The following is a 20,424-nucleotide window of genomic DNA, read 5'->3' on the forward strand; positions in this document are numbered from 1 at the left end:
GATGATTCGGTTCACGTGCGCGCGACGACACGGATCGTGCGCACCCGCGAATCCGAGGCGTCCGGCACGTTCATGCCCGCGTCCAGCCCGGTGCGCAGATAGTCGACGACCGCGCGGTCGATCACCTCCCCGGGAATGACCACCGGAATGCCCGGTGGGTACGGCGTCAGCTGCTCGGCCGCGATCCGGCCGACCGCGTCGTAGGCAGGCACCGACTCGACGGGCCCGAAGAACGCGTCGCGAGGCAGCATCACACTGTCCAACTGCAGGTCGCTGGGGGAGGGCAGCTCGATGCGCGGGGGCTCGGGCTCGGTCAATTGCTCTCGCCAAGCCCTGATTCCGTCGACCAAGGTGTCGATGGTGCCTTTGTCGTCGCCGAGGGACAGCGTGGCGAGCAACCGGCGGTGATCGGCGAGGCCCATGTCGAGGCGGCGGTGTTGCCGCAGCCAGTCCGCCGCCTGATACCCGCTGGCCCCGGTGCCGGACAGATCCATCAGGACCTGCAGGCGATCGAGATCATGGGAGGCTTCGACACCGAGCAGCTCGTCGTCGAGCACCGCGATTCCGGGGATCTCCTCCAACTGCCGCCTGGCATGCTCGGCGACCCGCAAGGCTTCGCCGAGCAACTCGTGCCCGTGTTCGACCATCTGTCTGCGCCAGCCGTCCAACGCCGCGTAGATCAGCACGTTCGGGCTGGTGGTCATCAGCAGGTCGGCGCATTCGCTGAGCCGGATCGGATCGACGAGGTCGCCTTGCAGATGGAACACCGATCCTTGTTCGAATCCGGCGCCCATCTTGTGCACGCTGACCACGCAGATATCCGCGCCCGCGTCCATCGCCCAGGTCGGCAGGTCCTCGTGGAACGGCAGGTGGGCGCCCCATGCCTCGTCGACGATCAATGGCTTGCCGCGTTCATGGCAGATGTCGGCGATGGCCGCGATATCCGCGCAGGTGCCGTACGGGCTCGGACTCACGATCAGCGCGCCCGAGGCGTCGGGGTGCTCTTCCCACGCCTGGCGCACCTGTCGCGGCGACGGCGGGTGCGAGAAGTGCTGCTCGGCATCCCATCGGGGAGTGATCCAGTGCGGTTGTACGCCGGAGAAGATGAGTCCCGCGACGATGGATTTGTGACTGTCCCGCGGCACGAGGAGGCCGCCGTCGTGGCCGCCCGCGACCGCCATCATGGCCGCCTTGACCGACAGCGAACTGCCGCAGGTGGAGAAGAACGCCGTTTCGGCCCGAACCGCGTCGGCCATGAGCGCCTCGGCCCGCGCGAGGTAGCCGTGGCGGGACAAGCGGTCGTCGAGACCGGCTGTGGCCAGAACGTCGGATTGGAAGGCGTCTCGTCCGATCACGTCCAGGACGCGTTCGTCGGTGCCGCGTCCTTGCCGGTGCCCGGGTGGCGTGAACCCGTACCGGCCCAGCCGGTGATAGTCGGCCAGCGCTTCCAGCAGGGGAGCTCGTGAATGGTCCACGGCTACCGGCTACCCGGAATCGGCGGTGGCACACGTCCGGTCATCCGGTCGGTTCCGGCAGCCGCCGGATGCGGGCGGCCTCGGTTTCGAACAGGGCTGCTCGGCGGCGGGGTCGACGTCGGTGCGGGTCGGTTCGTTCGCGTGGCAAACCCCCGGACGGGTTCGTTTCGCGCGCGGGCGCGCGGGTAGGTCCGGGAAGGTACCGACCCCTCAACCGGAGGAGTGCGCGGATGAAGGCAGTGACATGGCAAGGACGACGTAAAGTCGCCGTGGAAACGGTGCCCGATCCGCGGATCGAGGCGCCGACGGACGCGATCATCGAGGTCACCTCCAGCGGCATCTGCGGATCCGATCTGCATCTGTACGAGGTGATGGGCGCCTACATGAGCAGCGGCGACGTGCTGGGTCACGAAGCGATGGGGCGGGTCGTGGAGATCGGTTCCGACGTCACCGAGTTGAAGCGCGGCGACCGCGTCGTGGTCCCGTTCCAGATCAGCTGCGGTGACTGCTACATGTGCCGGACCGGCCTGACCAGTCAGTGCGAGACCACGCAGGTACGCAAATACGGTTGCGGCGCAGCGCTTTTCGGCTATTCCAAGCTCTACGGGCAGGTACCCGGCGGTCAGGCCGAATATCTGCGCGTGCCTTACGCCGACGCCACCCACATCACGGTGCCGGAGGGCCCCGACGACGCGCGGTTCCTCTATTTGTCCGACGTGCTGCCGACCGCCTGGCAGGCGGTGGAATACGCCGCGGTCCCCGAGGGCGGCTCGGTGACGGTACTCGGCCTCGGCCCGATCGGCGACATGGCCTGCCGCATCGCCGCACAGCGCGGATTCCGTGTGATCGGTGTCGATCGGGTGCCAGAACGCCTCGCCAGGGTGGCCGAGCGTGGCATCGAGGTCATCGATCTCGAGGCCGTCGACGAGCCGATCGGCGACATCATCCGAGGCTGGACCGACGGTCGCGGCACCGACTCGGTGATCGATGCGGTCGGTATGGAGGCCCACGGGTCGCCGTTCGCGTCGGCCGCCCAGCGATCGGCGGCGTTCCTGCCGGATATCGTGGCGCAGAAGGTGATGGACACCGCGGGCGTCGACCGGCTCGCGGCGCTCAACTCCGCGATCGACATAGTCCGCCGCGGCGGCACGATCTCGGTGAGCGGCGTCTACGGCGGCATGCTCGACCCGCTGCCGATGCGTGTGCTGTTCGACAAGCAGATTCAGATGCGCATGGGACAGGCCAACGTCCAACGGTGGGTCGACGACATCATGCCGCTGCTGCGGGACGGCGATCCGCTGGGCGTGGAAACCTTTGCCACCCATCGCCTTCCGCTGTCCAATGCCGCGCAGGCGTACGAGATCTTCCAGCACAAGACGGACGGAGCGGTGAAGATCGTCCTCGATCCGACCGCTGCCACCTGACGGCACAACCCGCACCGGTCTCGATCGCGGTTGTCCCCACAACCGCGTTCGAGACCGTTTGTCGGTTCCGCCCTTGGGTAGCTGCCGAGTATGACTGTTTCACTACGCGGAGTCGTGTCGTCGTGGTGGTTCGAGGCGCCGACCGCCGTGGCGGCGGAGGCGGCACGCGCGGGCGTGGAGTTCGCTGTCGATCTGGGCGTCAAGGCGGCGCAGGCACCCGTGCAGGCCGTCGCCGCGGGCGCGCGGGCGGGCGCGTCGCTACTGAACCTGGGACGCGAGGAGGAACTGCGCGACGAGTTCGCGGCCTTGGTCGACCCGCACGTGCTCCGGTCCCGGCGCAGGGTGGCGGTGCACGACGACCGCGCCACGGTGGAGGTTCGCGGCCTGGACTCCGGCCAGAGCGAGGCCGTCACGCAGGCGCTGCGGCGCACCCTCGATCGCAGCCGCGACGTGCGCTGGTGGCGGGTGAACGCGGTGACCGGCCGCGTGGTCGCCGCCCTCGCCCACGGCGCGGCCGACCTGCCCGCCCTGGTCGCGGCCATCGAGTCGGTCGAGGCCGCCACCGCGGTCGAGGACATCGACTGGCGCCGCGACTGTGAATACCCCGACGATCGAGAACCCTTGCTGGCGGCCGGAATCCAGTTCGCGGGCGACGTGTGCGCGATCGGACTGTCGGCGGCGGGTGCGGTGCTGCCGCTGCGCGGACCGGCGCGGCTGTTGCGCGCGGCGGCCGTGCTCGTTGACACCCAGCCCCGGGTGCGCGGACTGTTGGAGGATCGTCTCGGCCGCCCGCGCACGGATATGGTGCTCGTCGCGGCCAACGCCGTCGGCAACGCGCTGGGCAGCCGCGCCGCTGAGGGCATCGCGAACCTCGTAGTGGACGCCGTGTACCGCGGCTTCACCCTGACCGAGGCGCTGACCAGGTATGCGCAGTGGCAGCGTTGGGAGCCCGAGGTCGACCGGCGCCCCGCCGAGGTGTGCGAACCGCTGTCGCCGTCCTCCCGGGTCGTCGAGATGCCGCAGGGACCGGTCGAACGAGTCGCCGACGAAACCGCCGCGGGCGCGCTCGCGGGTGCGGTCAGCGCCGCCCTGGGCGGGCGGGGCCTGCTCGGCGCGGCCGACGCGTTGGAACTCGGTGCGCCCAAGGCGGCGCGGGCCAGCCGCGAGGCATACGGCGCGATGGTTTCGACGCTTCTCGGCCGGGCGGGCGCGCTCACCCTGCACCCTGGCGCGTGGCGGCGGCTGGACCGGTTATCGGCGCTGGTCGTGGACGGGGAGGCGTTGCTGACCTCGCGCCGCATGGTGCTCGACGCCGAGACCACCGACGAGCGATGGTCGATCGCCGAGGTCTGGAGCGCGAGTCAGCGTCTGCTCTGGGCCGAGGACACCGAGGAAGGCTCGGTCGGCGCCGCGCCGTCGGCGGACACGAAGCATCGGTCGTCAGGCAAGGGGAACCAACGGTTGGTGCACGCCGGAACGGGCAAGCCGGATCGCGGCGTGGCGCGCCGCCCGGTGTGGCGGGAACTGCAGGACAACGGCAGGACGGTGGGCCGGGTCCTGATCGGACGCGAACTCGATCGCCGCGCGCACGCGGTACTCGGCCGAGCGCGCAGCGCCGGGCTGCGCGTGATCCTCGTCGCCGACGCCGACGCCGCCGAGTTGCGGTCGATGTCCGACGACTTCCTGGCACCGGCCCGCTCACTGAGCAACCTGGTGCGTGATCTGCAGCAGGACGGGCACGTGGTCGCCGTGCTGAGTTCGCGCGCGCACAAGGCGCTGGCGACGGCCGACGTGGCGATCGGGCTGGCCGGGCGGGAAGACGGTGTGCTGCAACTGCCGTGGACCGCGGACGTGGTCTGCCGCGATCTCGCGCAGGTGCACCGGATATTGGCCACCGTCGCTCCGGCTCGTCAGGTGAGCGAACGCGGCCGCTCGCTGGCTCTGTCGGCGGCCGCCCTGGGTGGCCTGCTGCTCGCCGTCGCCCCCGACGCGCGCGGTACCGCTTCGCCGATGGCCGCCGCGCACTACACGGGATTCTTCACCGGCGCCTACAGCGGGTGGCGCGCGGCGCGCAGCGAGCCACCCGCCGCGCTCGCCCCGCTCTTGCCCTGGCACGCGCTCGAACCCGGGGAGGTGCTGAGCCGGTTGCCGGAGCCCGTTCCGGTCCAGGAGCGGACCGAGCCGAGCCGAGCGGACCGCATTCCGGGCATGACCGCCGTCACGTCGGCGGCGTCGTTCGCGCGGCAGCTGCGCCGCGAGCTGGCCGATCCGCTCACCCCGATTCTCGGGGTCGGCGCGGTCGCCACCGCCGTACTCGGCGCGCCGTCGGACGCGGTGCTCCTGTCGTCGGTGCTCGCGGTCAACGCCCTCGTCTCGGCGTGGCAGCGCCAGCGCGCGGAGGGTGCGCTGCACCAGCTGTTCGAGAGCGAGCAGCTCACCGGTCGCGTGATCGATCGCGCCGAACTGGACGCCGACGAGCCGCACGAACGCCACCTGCCCGCGAACCTGCTCACCCTCGGCGACGTGATCGTGCTGCGGGCGGGGGACGTGGTCCCCGCCGACGCACGGCTGCTACACGCCGACGACCTGGAGATGGACGAATCCGGACTCACCGGCGAGTCGGTGACCGTCGAAAAGCAGGTCGCCGCAACCCCCGGCGCGGCGGTGGGGGATCGCGCCTGCATGGTCTTCGAAGGCAGCACCGTGGTGAACGGAACGGGTCGCGCGGTGGTCGTCGCGGTCGGCGACGACACCCAGGCCGGACGCGCCGCCGCCGGTGCCGTCCCACCCGAAAAAGGCGGCGTGCAAGCGCAATTGCGCCGGTTGACCGATCGCGCGCTCCCGCTGACCCTGACCGGCGGCGGCATCGTCACCGGGTTGGGGATGCTGCGCGGCAGGTCGCTACGGACCGCGATCGCCGACGGCGTGGCCGTCGCGGTCGCCGCGGTGCCCGAGGGACTGCCGCTGGTGGCCACGGTGGCCCAGCTCGCGGCCGCCCGCAGGCTTTCGCGGCACGGCGTGCTGGTCCGCGCCAGCCGGACCGTCGAGGCGCTGGGCCGGGTGGACACGCTGTGCTTCGACAAGACCGGCACCCTCACCGAAGGCCGCCTGCGCCTGACCACCCTCGCCGGCCTCGACGAGCAGTGGCCGCCGGACGCGGACTCCGATGACGCACACAGGTTGCTGCGTGCGGCGGCCCGCGCCTGCCCCGATCCCGCCGAAGGCCCGATCGTGCATGCCACCGACCGCGCGGTGGTCGAGGCCGCCGACGAGGTGCTCGGCGACGCCGCCCGCCGCTGGGATCCGATCGAGGAGATTCCGTTCGAGTCCAACCGTGGTTACGCCGCCGCGCTCGGCCACACCACCCGCAAACTGCGACTGATCGTGAAGGGCGCGCCCGAGGTGGTCCTGCCCCGATGCACCAGTGTGCGGCTGGGCGGCACAGACAGCCCCTTGGACGACCGCTTCCGCGAGCGCGCCGAACAGGCCGTGCGGGATCTCGCCCAGCAGGGCCTGCGGGTGCTGGTCGTGGCACGCCGCGACCTGCGCACCGAACCCGACGACGTCGAGGCCGCGGTCGAACGACTCACCCTGCTCGGTTTCCTGGGCCTGGCCGACACCCCACGCCCGCAGACCCTTCCGCTCGTCACCGCGCTGCGGCGCAACGACATCAGCGTCCGCATGATCACCGGCGACCACCCGGTGACCGCGGCGGCGGTGGCCCGGCAGCTGGGCATCGATCCGGGCGAGGTGGTCACCGGCGCCGACCTGGACGGCCTGGCCGACACCGCGCAGGCCGAGCTGATCGAACGCGGGACCGTCTTCGCCCGGGTCGCCCCGGAACAGAAGGTGCGCATCATCGCCGCGCTGCGCCGGGCGGGCCACGTCGTCGGCATGACCGGCGACGGCAGCAACGACGCCGCCGCGATCCGCACCGCCGACGTCGGAATCGGCTTGGCGGCACAGGGTTCCACGGCCGCACGCAACGCTGCCGACATGGTGCTCACCCATCCCGACCCGCTGGCGTTGCTGCACGCCCTCATCGAGGGGCGCGGTATGTGGCAGCGCGTCACCGACGCGGTCGGCGTGCTGGTCGGCGGCAACGCGGGCGAAGTGGCCTTCACGCTGTACGGCACCGCTGTCAGTGGCCACGCCCCGCTGCGCACCCGGCAATTCCTGCTGGTGAACATGCTGACCGATATGTTCCCGGCCATGGCGCTGGCGCTGTCGCGTGATCGAGACACCGCCGATCCAGAGGACGCGGATGATCCGGAGGCTCGGGCGCAGCGGGCGGGTGAACAGCTCGCCGAGCTCCCGGTCGCGCATCTGGGCCCGGATCTGCTGCGCACCCTCGCCGTCCGCGGCGTCACGACGGCCACCAGCGCGTCCGTCGCTTGGACCCTGGGCCGCATGACCGGCACGCAACGCCGCGCCGCCACTATCGGCTTGGTCGCACTCATCGGCACCCAGCTCGGGCAGACGCTGGTATCCGGCTACCGCAGCCCGCTGGTCTGGGTGACCACCGCGGCGAGCGGAGCGGTGCTCGGCGCCGTGGTGATGACACCGGGGTTGTGCACCTACTTCGGGTGCCGTCCGCTGGGCCCGGTCGGATGGGGGCTGGCGACGACCTGCGCGGCGACGGCCACCGCCGCTGCCGCGATCCTGCCCCGGCTGCTCCCCGAACCGTTGACCGAGTAGGCCGGTGCCTTCGGCGTCGTGTCCAGCGCCGGGAACGCCCGCTGATTGGCCGGTGACCGCCCGGGTATCCGGCTGGCGACGGAACCCCGCCACCGGCACACCGAGGAGGAACCCATGGCTCAACAGGTCGGTGACTACGTCGTGCGGCGTCTCCGGGAATGGGGCGTGCAGCAGGTCTTCGGCTATCCCGGCGACGGGATCAACGGCCTGATCGCCGCATTCGGCCGCGCGGATGACGACCCGGCGTTCATCCAAGCCCGCCACGAGGAGATGGCGGCCTTCCAAGCGACCGGCTACGCCAAGTTCAGCGGCAAGGTGGGCGTGTGTACCGCGACATCCGGGCCGGGGGCGATCCATCTGCTCAACGGTTTGTACGACGCGAAACTCGACCACGTGCCGGTGGTCGCGATCGTCGGGCAGACCGCGCGCAGCGCGATGGGCGGCAGCTACCAGCAGGAGGTCGATCTGCAGAGCCTGTTCAAGGACGTCGCCTCCGATTACCTGGTCGAGGTGAACGTGGCGAGCCAGTTACCCAACGCGCTGGACCGCGCGTTCCGCATCGCGTCCGCGCGCCGCGCCCCGACCGCGGTGATCATCCCGTCCGATCTGCAGGAGGAGCAGTACCACCCGCCGCAGCACGCGTTCAAACAGGTGCCCTCCAGTCCGCCGGGACTGCCCACGACGGCCGTCGTTCCCGCGCACCAGGACATCCAACGCGCCGCCGACGTGCTCGACGCCGGATCGCGGGTGGCGATCCTGATCGGCCAGGGCGCCCGCTCGGCCGCGGCGGAGGTCGTCGAGATCGCCGAGCGCACCGGCGCGGGCGTGGCGAAAGCGCTGCTGGGCAAGGACGTCCTGTCCGACGACCTGCCCTTCGTCACCGGGTCGATCGGACTGCTCGGCAGCAGGCCCAGTTACGAGTTGATGCGCGACTGCGACACGCTGCTGATCGTCGGATCGAACTTCCCTTACTCCCAGTTCCTGCCCGAACTCGGTCAGGCGCGCGCGATACAGATCGATATCGACGGCACCATGATCGGGATGCGCTATCCGACCGAGGTGAATCTCGTCGGAGACGCCAAATCCACTCTGGCCGAACTGCTTCCACTGGTCAAACGCAAAGACGACCGGACGTGGCGGGAGACGATCGAGAAGAACGTGGCCCGCTGGTGGCAGACCGTCGAACGGCAATCCATGCTGGCGGCGAAGCCGGTCAATCCGATGCGGGTGGTCTGGGAGCTGTCCGAACGTATCCCCGACAACGCCATCGTGACGGCGGATTCCGGGTCCTCCACCAACTGGTATGCCCGCTGCCTGCGCTTCCGCGGACAGATGCGCGGCTCGCTGTCGGGCACGCTGGCCACCATGGGCCCCGGCGTCCCCTACGCCATCGGCGCGAAGTTCGCCCACCCCGACCGCCCGGTGATCGCGTTGGTGGGCGACGGCGCGATGCAGATGAACGGCCTGGCCGAACTGCTCACCATCGCCCGCTACCACCGGCGCTGGGCGGATCCGCGACTGGTCGTCTGCGTCTTCCACAACAACGACCTCAACCAGGTCACCTGGGAGTTGCGCGCCATGGGCGGCGCACCGAAATTCGAGGAATCGCAGACACTGCCCGACGTCTCCTACGCCGACATCGCCCGCAGCACGGGCCTGACCGGACTCACCGTGCGGTCACCCGACGACCTCGCCTCGGCGTGGGACTGCGCCCTGCACGCCGACAGCCCGGTGCTGCTCGACGTCCACTGCGACCCCGAGGTGCCGCCCATCCCGCCGCACGCCACCTGGGACGAGATGAAGGACACCGCCGAAGCCGTGCTGCGCGGCGATCCCGGCGCCTGGCACATGCTGGCCCAAGGCGCGAAAACCAAAGCCCAGGAGTTCATTCCGTAACGACAGAAACGAGTGCAGTAATGCCCGATCAGGATGTCGTCGACCTGCTCACCGCCCAGCACGAGGAGATCACCTCGCTGCTCGAGCAGTTGCAAGCGGGCCACGACGCGAAACAAGACCTGTTCACCGACCTGGTGCGGCTGCTGGCGGTGCATGAAAGCGCCGAGGAGGAGGTCGTGCACCCGGTTGCCGGTCGTGCTCGTTTCGGCGCCGACGACGAGGTGGTGAAACCCCGGCTGGCGGAGGAGAACGAGGCCAAACGGGCGCTGTCGGAACTCTACGACCTCGGCGTGGATCATCCGGAGTTCGATGCCAAGCTGGCCGCGTTCGCCGACGCGGTAGTCGAGCACGCCGCGCACGAGGAGGCCGAGGAGTTCACCCTGCTGCGCGCCCAGTACTCGTCCACGCAGCTGCGGCGCATGGCCGGGTCGGTGCGAGCCGCCGAGGCCGTCGCGCCCACCCGCCCGCACCCGAACGCGGGGGAGTCCGCGATCGCCAATCTGATAGCGGGACCGCCATTGGCGCTGTTCGACCGGGCCCGTGACGCGGTGCGGGACTGGCGGAGCACGCAAGACCTGTAACCGCACGCCGCGCAAGCCGAGAATCGCAGAAGAGGAGATCGACCATGGGGTTTCCCGAGCAGCAGCAAGAAGTGCCAGGTACGCAGGCCCGAATGAATCCGGTTCCGGACTGCGGTGAGGACAGCTACCGCGGGTCCGGCAAATTGACCGGCAAAGCCGCCGTGATCACCGGCGCCGACAGCGGGATCGGCCGGGCGGTGGCGATCGCCTACGCGCGCGAAGGCGCGGACGTGCTGATCTCCTACCTGAACGAGGACGAGGACGCGAAAGAGGTCGCCGACCTCGTCACGCGGGCCGGGCGCAAGGCCGTGCTCATGCCCGGCGACCTCGCCGACGCCGACCACTGCCGCGCCGTCATCGAACGGGCGGTCCGCGAATTCGGCAAAATCGACGTGTTGGTGAGCAATGCGGCTTTTCAGATGACGCACGACAATCTCGAGGAGATCAGCGACGAAGAATTCGAGCACACCGTCAAACTGAATATCAACGCCTATTTCTATCTGGTGAAAGCGGCCCTGCCGCACATGCCGCCGGGGTCTTCGATCATCGGAAGCTCATCGGTCAACTCCGATATGCCCTCGCCGACTTTGGCGCCCTACGCGGCGACCAAGGCGGCCATCGCGAACTTCTCCGCCAGCCTCGCCCAGTTGCTGGGTGAGCGCGGTATCCGGGTCAACAGTGTCGCGCCGGGACCGATTTGGACGCCGCTGATTCCCTCGACCATGCCGATCGAGAAAGTCACCCACTTCGGTGACGACACACCGCTGGGCCGCGCCGGTCAACCGGCCGAACTCGCCGCGACGTACGTGCTGCTGGCCTCCGATGACGGCAGTTACATTTCCGGCGCCCGCGTCGCCGTCACCGGCGGCAGGCCCATCCTCTGAACACGAAGAGACGCGGTCGGTCGTTCCAGTGCGCGGCCGACCATCTCTCGCCGCCACCCGAGGCGCCGCGAATCACAGCATCGACACGACGATCGCGACCGCCGTCGCCAGGAAAACCAAGACGACCACAACCGTGATGACCATCGCCGCGACCCCGGTGATGGGAAAGTGATGCCTGGTCGTAGGCTCCGGCGCGGACAGACCGGACGTCTGCGGAGTCTCCGGTGGTGTCGAGCCGGGCGGTACGCCGCCGCCGGGTTCCAGATCCGGCGTCCTCCCGGGATCGGGATCCATCGCGCTCATGCCCGCGCCTCGCTGCCACTGCGCTCGCTCATGGCTTGCTCCCTATTCACCATCGTTTCCGGGCACTTCGGGTGCATCAGGTCGCTTGCCGGACCTCTTGCGAGACAGAATCACCGCGCCGACCAGCACCGCGAGTCCTATGATCACCAACAATTCCATGTCTGGGACCTACCCGGTACTCCGGCACCCAATCGACATGCGGAATATTCCCTGGGAACGTCCTGGGCGATGCACAACCGAGTAGGTCGCCGACCATCACCCAACAGATATGCGACTACACCTGTGTCCTCGGGTGCGCAACGATTTGCGGTGACGATGGGAGGCGATGCCGAATGACGAGTTCACGGAGTGCGAGAAGTGGAGCGACACGCCGCTCTGCACCGCGCCGTCCACCGGTTGTCCGGCCGGCGGGTCTCGTCACAGCGAGGCCGGCACGGTGCGCCGGAAGACAGGCGCACAATCGCTGTACGGGGGAGTGGATTCCCAATTTTCACCTCGGCAGGAACATGCCCGCGGACGCCAGGCGCTACCAAGAGCAGATCACGGGCTGTTCAGCTGCGCTCGACTATCACCTCAGCTGCGGTAGTTCGTACGCAGACTTTGATGGCTACTGTCACGGGAGCCTCCTCGAGGCGAAGTTCTATCCGGCCAACGGGCTGTTCATCCACGCACTGGCTGCCTATAGGGGTGAGCCGAGCCGGATGGAGCGATCGACCGCGGTCCCCTACATCCGTCGCTTGCTCGGCCAGGCACGGGAGCAGCATGTTCTGGCGCGAGCGGCTGGACTGGTTCTGAAATGGCACGTCTCCAGCGCTGAAGCGCGAGCCGGTCTGAGTGATCTGTTCACTCGGGAGGGTATAGGCGGCATCACTCTGCTGCACACTCCGCCGGGTCGGAGACGCATCTGCCGCTGACCCGGCGGGATCAGAGCGCGGCGTAGCCGGCAAGAAACGACGCGACGGCATCGACTCCCCGAACGAGGGTCGGAATGTGTACTTTCTCGTTCGGTGCGTGCATATTGTCGTCGGGCAATGCGAATCCCATGAGTATCGGAGTGGCACCGAGTTCTTCCTGCAGCATCGAGACCGCGGGAATTGTCCCACCCGAGAACAGCGAGACCGGGCGCCGGCCGAACGTCCTCGTCAGCGCTTCGGCCGCGAGCACCACCGCATCGTGCTCAGCTGGTACCACTGCGGGCCGCGCGGTCGCTGTGACGGTGAGTCGGGACGACACCGTGGCAGGTGTGAAACGATCAATATGACTACGGAGAAGCCACGCGAGGTGATGCGGATCTTGGTCCGGCACGAGCCGGACATTGAGTCTGGCACGCGCGAAGGCCGGTATCGCGTTGCGTAGTCCGGGACCCTCGTATCCGCCGCTGATACCGGTGACGTTGAGCGCCGGTCTGATCGTTGTCCGCTCGTAAGCGCTATAGGCGGGCTCGCCCCAGAGCCGCGCGACTCCAGTCGCTCTCCGCAGTGGGTCGTCACTGGGACCCTCACGACGCATCCTGATGCGATCGCGCGGACCCAGTTCGGTCACATCGTCGTAGAACCCACTGATGCGTATGCGTCCCTGCTTGTCGTGCATCGAGCTGATCAGGTCGGACAGCGCGTGAACCGGATTGTGAATCGTGCCGCCGAACGCGCCGGAGTGTAGATCTGCTGGTGGTCCGGCAACGACGAGTTCCGCCGACAGGGAACCGCGGAGCCGGGTCGTGAGTGCGGGTTGGTGAGGGCTGGGGATCCGCGTGTCCGACACCAATACGACATCGCAGCCGATGGAATCGCGATTGCGGGCCAACCACCTCCGAAGATGCGGGCTGCCGACCTCCTCTTCCCCGTCCAGCAAGACGATGACATCGACCGGCAAACCGCTGGCGTCACGCGACTGGTAGAGCGCCTCGAGTGCGTGCAAATGGACGAGCAACTGGCCCTTGTCATCCGATGCGCCACGCGCGTAGAGATTCCCGCCTTGTATCTCGGGCTCGAACGGCGGTGAGCGCCACGCGGCCAGCGGTGTCGCGGGCTGCACGTCGTAGTGCCCGTAGAGCAACACTTTCCGGTAGCCACGCCGAGGGCGCGTTCTGGCTACGACCAGCGGGTGCCCACCGGTCGGCTCCACCGCGACATCGGTGAAGGGAGCAACAGCGTAGCGGCGCGCCAACCACTTCGCGCATGCCTCGACGTCACTGCTGTGACGCGGGTCCGAACTGATCGACGGGAACCGGCAGCATGCATCCAGGTCGCCGACAAGTGGATGCAGGTGCGCGAATGAAGCCGAAGCCGAGCCGGATCGGCGCGCAGCGCCGACGGCGGGTCTCATCGCGTGTTGGCCCCGATCCACCGCAAATGGCCATCGGTGAGGCGCACTGCGGAATTGGCGGTGGTGTCTCCGCGGACATGGACGCCGACGAGCACGCGGCCACCCATCGTCGGGTGGCGTCGAACCCACACTGGACTGCCGCTGTGACCTGTGCAGGTATCGGTGCGGTAGGCAAGCATTCCTTTCGTCGCCCACTCGACCGTGCGATCGAATGCTCTGTATTGTGATGTGCCGCAGACAAATCGGTTCCGCGGCGGTTCCAACGACGAGAAGAGGCACGGTCCGCCGGCCCGGCAACGGAAGCCTGCCGCGGCAGGGAGATCCAATGGGTATCCGGAAACGTTGACGGACAGAACTCCCGTGCGCATCGGCAGTTGCGCGGACATCGATGTTCCGATCGGGTCGAACCGACGACGCTTGTACGTACGTGTCCAGAAGCCAACCGTATTTCCGATCGGGTCGGCAAGGTGAATCAGCGCGATGTCGGTTGGCGACTTCGATACGAATCCGGGGTAGATCACGAAGCGAACTGCCCGGGTCGCCGGCAGCGGCTCGTGCGATCCGTTGCGCCCCGGGATTACCCTGAACTCCGCCGGGTTCCTCTGGCGGCCGGTGTTTTTGTCGATAACGCAGTGTCCGGCTGTGAGTACCGTGCGCGGCCCCACCAGCGTGCCCGAACCTATTGACCAGCTATTTTCCTCCAAATTGCAGATGTACCGGAACGGGGCGTCAGTGGTCGTCCTCGTCAGGACGCGGTCGTCCGTGCGGTGGACAAGGTACTCGTTCTCGAGTTCGGGCTCCGAGGATGATCGGCGCTCATCACATTCGCAGGTGCAGTGTGCGGATTTCCGTCCGGATGCCGTGGTCACAGGGCGCTCCCGTTGGACGCGGCCATCCGCAGCCGCGCGCGCCCTTCGAACGGTAGGACTCGTCCGCTCGGGCGGCGTTCGGCAACTCCTATCGACTGTGCGCTGGTGAGCCATTCCTCGGCGTACTCCGCGATCTCCAGCAGCAGTGTCTCGAACTCGGCGCGGCCACGGTTGAGGATGTGCGGCTGCGCAAGCCAGCGAAGGACTTCCCGTCCGGCGACCGCCATACGCTGACGCGGCGACGTGACGACTCGTTCGTCGAAGTACCGCATGAGCACCTCTTCCACCACATCCCACGCGTTCTCGGCGCCGAACAGACGCTTGATGTCGTCCGCGTCGAGAATCCGGAAGGCCTCGTCGAGCAGCTGCATAACCTCGACCCGCAGCACGTTGAGATGGCCGTACGAGCTGAACTTGAGATTGTTCCGCAGATCGAGGCCGGCTCGCCGGACGATGGCGACACTGCCATAGCTCGGATCCTGAGCACGCTCCCGGATAACTTCGCTGACCCGCTTGTCGCGCCAGAACAGCGCGACCTGATTGGTGAAATGGCTGAACTGCGGATGGAATTCGGCATTCACCCGCGAACCTCTCGGCACCGGCGCGGTGCCGTAGCCGAGCACACGCCGGTAGGCCGACAACCGGTCCCGATGGGTGTACCGCAACACTTCCCGCCGATCGAACTGGTACAAGCCGTACGCACCCGGCCCGCCGGACAATCGCACGGTGCCGGCCTTGAATAGTTCCTGCAGCTTCCGGACGACCCGAAAGACTCCGATCCGCTCGTGCTGGAAGATGTAGTACAGGTCGCCGACGGCGATAAGACGCTCCGACGCCACCGCCTCGTCATACGGCGCGACGCCATGGGGGATCCGCGTGTCGCCCAGTCGAACCGCAGCCTGCGGCCCGATACCGACGAGTTCGGCAAGCCCTTTGTCCGGCGGCGGCGCGGCGGCGCGGTCGGCCTCGACGACACCGTCGAAGAGTCCATCGATCTGCTTGGTCAACGCCTCGGCGAGCTGCGGGTTGCTGATCAGCTCGGTGCCGAGCCGTGCGGTCAGCTCACGACGCAGGGCCGCCATGCGGTCGTGGAATTCCTGGGATTCCTGCTGTTTTGGCACTGGTCCTCCTCGTTCCGCAGCCGACTAGGCGTTATACGGATCCTGCTGAGTGCTCTGACACGTCCTCCGCCGCGACTTTTTCCGCGAGGTTCGCTGCTCTCTTCAGATAGCCCTGCGCCTCGGCGAACGGCCGGATCACCCGCTCATCGTGCATACCCGCTGGCAGCTCTGAGGTGTGTCCGAGGGTGGGCCCGGCCTCGAGCATTTCGACCAGCTTGCCCACCAGGTTGGCAAGCTCGTTCGCCGTGTCGACGATCGCACCGGCTCCGCGCCGCCCTCCGTCCTGGACGAGCTGCGGCGCCTCTTCGGCCGCGAACGATCTGATCCATGAGAGCAATTCGGAGACGAGCATTGTCCGATCGCCCTCGATCGTGAATTGGATAACAGTGCGTTCGGCGGTCCCGACGAAAACCAAATCCAAGCTTGCCTCGATCTCGTCGACGGACTCGGCCACGACCTGCAGCGTGTTGGACAATAGGACGAGCCGTGTCCCGAAGTCGTGACCGCGCTCGGCTTTGAATTCCGTCCATGCCGTTCGCATGGACTTGAGGTAGTCGCAGGCCAGCACAAAGCTCGAGAGGATGGAATCTTCCTCGGTAGTGATGACGTTCTTCCGCTCCATGCCGGCGACGAATCCGAGATAGCCGATCATCCCTTTTTCCGGCTGATCCTCGTCAACTTTCTCTTCGAGGAGGATCTTGAACATGAGGTCCACCTTGGCGGGCCGTGGGCCGCCCACGACACCCAACTCGTCCACCAATGAAATGAACTGCGTTTTAACGATTATCCGCGCGGCCTCCATTTCCTCCGGGTCCGCCTTTGTTGACAATGGTTGCAGGTTTTCCAAAAGAGGCAGCGTTTGCGCCAGCGCAACCCTGGCGCGCGCGTACAAGCTTGCCTGGGACCCGGTCACACCGCCGCCGAGTTCGGTCTGTCCGGCATACGACCTGGCGCGCCAGGTCACGTCGGTGCGGCCTTCCAGTTGCTGTACCTCGAACGACTCGTTCAGAGCAGCGACGAACGCCTTGCTGTCGATGTTCTGCGGTAGACGCCCCAGCGTTTTGCGCATCGCTGCATCGATCGTCCGCTGAATAGTTGCTGCGCCCGACGAAGCCGATCCGTGCCGCGCCCCGTCCACACTTACATCTTTCACGAGGAAGGGAAACGTAAGTGAGTTCGCGAGATACTCGCTGGAATCGTAGCCTTTCCCGTCGCGCGTCATTTCGCCACCTCCGACGTCGAATCGCGGGTTTCACCATTGCCCTGAGCTGCCAGTTCGACAACTGTGGACAGCCTGTTGTCGAACTGGCACCGCGTCGTTTCATCCACCTCGTGCTCGATCATCCAATGATCCGCGAACTGGCGGGTTCCTTCGAGACCGCTGGCGAGCCAACTCCAGAAGCCGTCGGCGATGACGATGGTGGATTCCGGGTTCCGCAGCGGAGTCCGCTGGATGATTCCCAGAAAGCGCCGGAAATCATCGATGTCCGCGGCCCGGCGCTCTACCTCCGAAGCGACAACATGGAGCTTCTCCGCACGGAATTCCTGGCCACAGCGACGCAGCAGGTCGGACATTGTCGATGCTCGTTCGTCGATGCCCATAACCGCGTTCATCCGGTCGATCGAGGTGCATGCCGCTGTGCTCTCGGCGCGCACGGCGGACGGGGCGTACACGATCGACCGCTCGGCAAGATCCACCAAGCACAGCATCGCGGCTCGCTTCAGGGCAAGTAGTGGGTCGGTCACGTCGGTAATGGACTGTCGCGCGAGCCGCATCCACGTTTTGGCGGCCGCCGACCCGGTTGTGCCATTTTCGAACGCGTTTCCCACGTCGTAGGACCACACCCTGTTGACCAGCATGTCGGTGCCGGCCAGCACTGCCTCGTCGGCTGCGGCGACCGCGCGCCGGCAAGCCGCGATGTCCTCCCGATCCGCAGCGGCCGCGGCCTCGGTCGCCTTGGCGACGATCACGGCGGCGGTGGCTTCGACATCGTCGAGGACCTCGGCGAGATCGTCGAACACCTTCGCCGGCATTTCATCCGGGCGGTCGCCCATCATCGCGACCGCGTCGGATAGCGCTTCGTCGAAGGCCGCGGCGGTCGCCGCCAAGTGGGCGGTCGTCTCTCGTAGCGGCATCACTCACCTCCGTGCCAAATGCCGATAGAAATTGGTGGTAATAACATCAGGTGAGGCGAGTCGGCGATCCATCGCGAATCGGGCAGCGCCGATCAGAAATCGTTCCGGAACGACGCCCGGATCCGTCGCTGTCGCGAGCCGGCGCGCGGCTTCCTCGATCATATGCTGCTCCTTCTGCTGGAATCGCAACACCTGGGCGACGGTCTTGTCACCGAGAGACCGGAACGGGGTGAAGCACATCGCGTCGACGACGATCCGATGTGCTCGACCGAATGTATCGACCATCGCGCGCGGAATTTCACCGCCACGCGCGGAACGGTAGGTACGCGTCCAGATCGCCCGTAACTGTCTTTCATCCTTGTGGAACCCGAGCCGGTGAAGCAATTCGAGGGATAGAAACGGCCGGAGGTACGGAGTGGGGTGCGGGCCGGTACTCGAATACGTCGTGACTGTGGCCGGCCCACGACCCAGAACGTCGAAGAGGGAGGCGACCACCGCCGGCCCGCCCAGCAACACACCGCACATGTCCGCGAACGACTCGCGATTCCATCGGACCCACACCGCGACGACGTCGGGCGGAATCCCGGCCTCGAGCAGACGCCGGCCCACTTCTACGGGAATCGCGGTGGCGAGGCCGAGATCGTTCTGAAGATTGTGCGCGACCTCGTGCAGAATCGCGCCCAACGTCCACGGATTGGTCAGCCGGTGGTACGGCAGCTGAATCAACGGAAACGGATTGAGCCGCCTGCCCAGGCGTCGTAAAGGAATCCCGCGCCGGAACGTCGCCGGCGAGAATCCTGTGCGCATGTAACAAAACGCTTGCGGCGCAGGGACCGAGCGGCTGGATCCGAGACCCAGATAGGCGTACTGGTAGCAATCGAGCGCGATTCGATCACAGCCGACCAGCCACATACCGAACCGGGATTGGCGTTGGCCGAACAATTCGAAGTAGAAATCCCATATCCGTTCGACCCGTTGCGCGGCCCGGTGTGTGTGCTCCTTGTGCATCACCATCCGCCGCAGATTGCGGGGGATCGGGACGTTGACGGCAGTGCGGCAAGAGGAACTCAGTTCGCGCACGCGTTTGGTGAGGTCTTCCTGCAGCACCGCCAGCAACTCGTTCGCCGCCTCGATGTGGCCCTCGGTAGGCGCCTCAGGACCGGTGCCGAACTCCTCGCGAACAAACGGCCGCAATGCCGTCTTGTAACGATCGGCATTGTCGGACTGCACTCGCACCCACGTGAGAAGCTCGCGCGGGACCCCTTCGTCTCGGCTGATCGCAGGTTCTCGACCGGCCATGATGCGGCCAGAATCTCGCACCGAACTCACCGGCGCCGAGCCGTTACCCTGCCGCCGAGCCTTCACTTGTCCCATGGCGCGCGCTCCCCGCACTCTGGCAGCGGCACCGACTGGCCTATCAGGCCGATCGGTGACCGCTGACGTTCGCATCGGAATGTGCCTTCCTCACCGCCCGAGCACTGATCTGCTCACCGGCCCACCGGTCGCATCGCATTCGCCCCATAGCCCCCCATGGGAATTCGTCGCGCAGGCCCGCCCGGCTGGCGCATGGGATAGCCGCGACCGGTCGTTCCGACGGGACCAGCAGGCCGCGACACTTGTCGCGCCTGTCGCACGTTTTGTTGCAGGCTGCGAGCTGCCATCCGCGGATCCCCGAGCACCCGGCGGGTTTGTCCCGCCATCACCCGGCCGGCTACCCGCGGCGTCACCGGTCGGCCGGCCGCCGCACGGCGCCTCAAGACAGCCCCGGTCCGGCGGACAATGCTGGGAATCGCACGCACTGCCGGCCGAGTCGCACGCCGACGGCGCAAGATCCGAGTCAGGACAGCCGAGCCGTGAACGAGGTGCGGTAGCAGCGCCGCCAGTGCACGCTGATCACGCGCCGAGAGCGCGTTCACCGTGGCCGCGCCGATATATGCTTCCGCCTCGGCCTCGCTCCTCGCCCGACTGGCGGCTGCGGCCATCGCCTCCGCCGCTGCTTGCGTTCGGGTCGGGCGACCTTCCTGTTCGCCTTCGAGTTCGAACTCGCCCTCCAGCTCCAGTTCGCTCTCGCGAAGCACACGACTGGCGACGGTTCGAGCGACCATCCCGGCCGCTGGACCGCCGACGGCGGTGGCGATCATCGGAACAGCGGCGCGCGCGATCGAGCGAAAGACTGGATTGCGTACGATACGTCGGAGTCGTCTGAAGAACTCCTCGCCCTCGTATTCGCCTTCGAGCTCGAACTCCTCCTCGTATTCACCCTCGTACTCGCCCTCGAGTTCGAATTCTTGCTCGTATTCACCCTCGTACTCGCCTTCGAATTCGAATTCTTGCTCGTATTCGCCTTCGAATTCGAACTCCTCCTCGTACTCGCCCTCGAGCTCGAACTCCTCCTCGAGCTCGCCTTCGAGCTCCCCCTCGAGCTCGCTCTCGCGTGTCTGCATGGGTGTCTCCTTCGAAGAGCGCCGTGGATTATGAACTCTTTCTACGGAGGTTCGGACGTCTCGGGCAGTCACCATTCCGCAGTAGGCGGTTTGCGCTTCCACGATCGTGTGACACTCATCTAGGTGACCAACCGCGGGTGGCCCGAACCGTACGGGTCCGAGAGCCCAGCCCGCTTGTGTACATACCGGACATATTTCGCCCCGGGGTGTATTGTGACCTCTGCCGTATTTCGACCCGAACCGGGGCGGTTTGTGCTGAACGCCTACC

Annotated in this window: 14 protein-coding genes; 5 read left to right on the top strand and 9 right to left on the bottom strand. The window is 67.2% G+C overall.

Translation table 11 applies throughout. The features are described from left to right. Positions 1-11: 11 nt before the first annotated feature. Entirely contained in the window at positions 12-1,475 is a 1,464-nt protein-coding gene (locus ACWPXK_RS28145; RefSeq protein WP_454199188.1) for an aminotransferase class I/II-fold pyridoxal phosphate-dependent enzyme, read from the bottom strand. A gap of 230 nt (positions 1,476-1,705) precedes the next feature. On the opposite strand from ACWPXK_RS28145, the gene ACWPXK_RS28150 reads away from it, so the two are divergent. The 5 genes from ACWPXK_RS28150 (at position 1,706) to ACWPXK_RS28170 (ending at position 10,958) form a co-directional block, all read left to right on the top strand. Further along, positions 1,706-2,899, top strand: coding sequence for a zinc-dependent alcohol dehydrogenase (locus ACWPXK_RS28150; RefSeq protein ID WP_454199189.1), 1,194 nt, complete (start codon positions 1,706-1,708; stop codon positions 2,897-2,899). Positions 2,900-2,989: 90 nt separating this feature from the next. Beyond that, complete coding sequence (locus ACWPXK_RS28155; protein ID WP_454199190.1) at positions 2,990-7,597, top strand: HAD-IC family P-type ATPase; 4,608 nt, start codon at positions 2,990-2,992, stop codon at positions 7,595-7,597. 114 nt (positions 7,598-7,711) lie between these two features. Next, positions 7,712-9,493, top strand: a complete 1,782-nt coding sequence (locus ACWPXK_RS28160) for a thiamine pyrophosphate-requiring protein (RefSeq protein ID WP_454199191.1) — start codon at positions 7,712-7,714, stop codon at positions 9,491-9,493. A 20-nt stretch (positions 9,494-9,513) separates the two neighbouring features. Then, positions 9,514-10,074, top strand: coding sequence for a hemerythrin domain-containing protein (locus ACWPXK_RS28165; RefSeq protein WP_454199192.1), 561 nt, complete (start codon positions 9,514-9,516; stop codon positions 10,072-10,074). Between the two features lie 44 nt (positions 10,075-10,118). Continuing rightward, positions 10,119-10,958 (top strand): SDR family oxidoreductase, encoded by an 840-nt coding sequence (locus ACWPXK_RS28170; RefSeq protein ID WP_454199193.1) that lies wholly within the window; start codon positions 10,119-10,121, stop codon positions 10,956-10,958. A gap of 72 nt (positions 10,959-11,030) precedes the next feature. On the opposite strand, the gene ACWPXK_RS28175 is transcribed toward ACWPXK_RS28170, so the two are convergent. The 8 genes from ACWPXK_RS28175 to ACWPXK_RS28210 all read right to left on the bottom strand — a co-directional run bounded on the left by ACWPXK_RS28175 (position 11,031) and on the right by ACWPXK_RS28210 (position 20,156). Next, entirely contained in the window at positions 11,031-11,261 is a 231-nt protein-coding gene (locus tag ACWPXK_RS28175; protein WP_454199194.1) for a DUF6480 family protein, read from the bottom strand. Between the two features lie 924 nt (positions 11,262-12,185). After that, positions 12,186-13,586, bottom strand: coding sequence for a M20/M25/M40 family metallo-hydrolase (locus ACWPXK_RS28180; RefSeq protein ID WP_454199195.1), 1,401 nt, complete (start codon positions 13,584-13,586; stop codon positions 12,186-12,188). Beyond that, positions 13,583-14,455 carry a trypsin-like serine peptidase gene (locus tag ACWPXK_RS28185; protein ID WP_454199196.1) on the bottom strand — a complete coding sequence of 291 codons (873 nt, stop codon included), beginning with the start codon at positions 14,453-14,455 and terminating at the stop codon, positions 13,583-13,585. The genes ACWPXK_RS28180 and ACWPXK_RS28185 overlap by 4 nt, the downstream gene beginning before the upstream one ends. After that, on the bottom strand, positions 14,452-15,576 hold the full coding sequence (locus ACWPXK_RS28190; RefSeq protein ID WP_454199197.1) for a hypothetical protein: 1,125 nt from the start codon (positions 15,574-15,576) through the stop codon (positions 14,452-14,454). Before ACWPXK_RS28190 ends, ACWPXK_RS28185 begins: the two co-directional genes overlap by 4 nt. A 31-nt stretch (positions 15,577-15,607) precedes the next feature. Then, positions 15,608-16,798 (bottom strand): hypothetical protein, encoded by a 1,191-nt coding sequence (locus ACWPXK_RS28195; protein ID WP_454199198.1) that lies wholly within the window; start codon positions 16,796-16,798, stop codon positions 15,608-15,610. Further along, entirely contained in the window at positions 16,795-17,712 is a 918-nt protein-coding gene (locus ACWPXK_RS28200) for a hypothetical protein (RefSeq protein ID WP_454199199.1), read from the bottom strand. Before ACWPXK_RS28200 ends, ACWPXK_RS28195 begins: the two co-directional genes overlap by 4 nt. Before the next feature lie 3 nt (positions 17,713-17,715). Next, the gene (locus ACWPXK_RS28205; RefSeq protein ID WP_454199200.1) at positions 17,716-19,086 is read right to left on the bottom strand and encodes a hypothetical protein; all 1,371 of its coding nucleotides are present in this window, start codon (positions 19,084-19,086) and stop codon (positions 17,716-17,718) included. 113 nt (positions 19,087-19,199) lie between these two features. Continuing rightward, positions 19,200-20,156: a hypothetical protein gene (locus ACWPXK_RS28210; RefSeq protein WP_454199201.1), complete on the bottom strand. Its 957-nt coding sequence runs from the start codon at positions 20,154-20,156 to the stop codon at positions 19,200-19,202. Between the last annotated feature and the right edge of the window lie 268 nt (positions 20,157-20,424).

It is taken from the genome of Nocardia sp. Marseille-Q1738 (assembly GCF_965283145.1).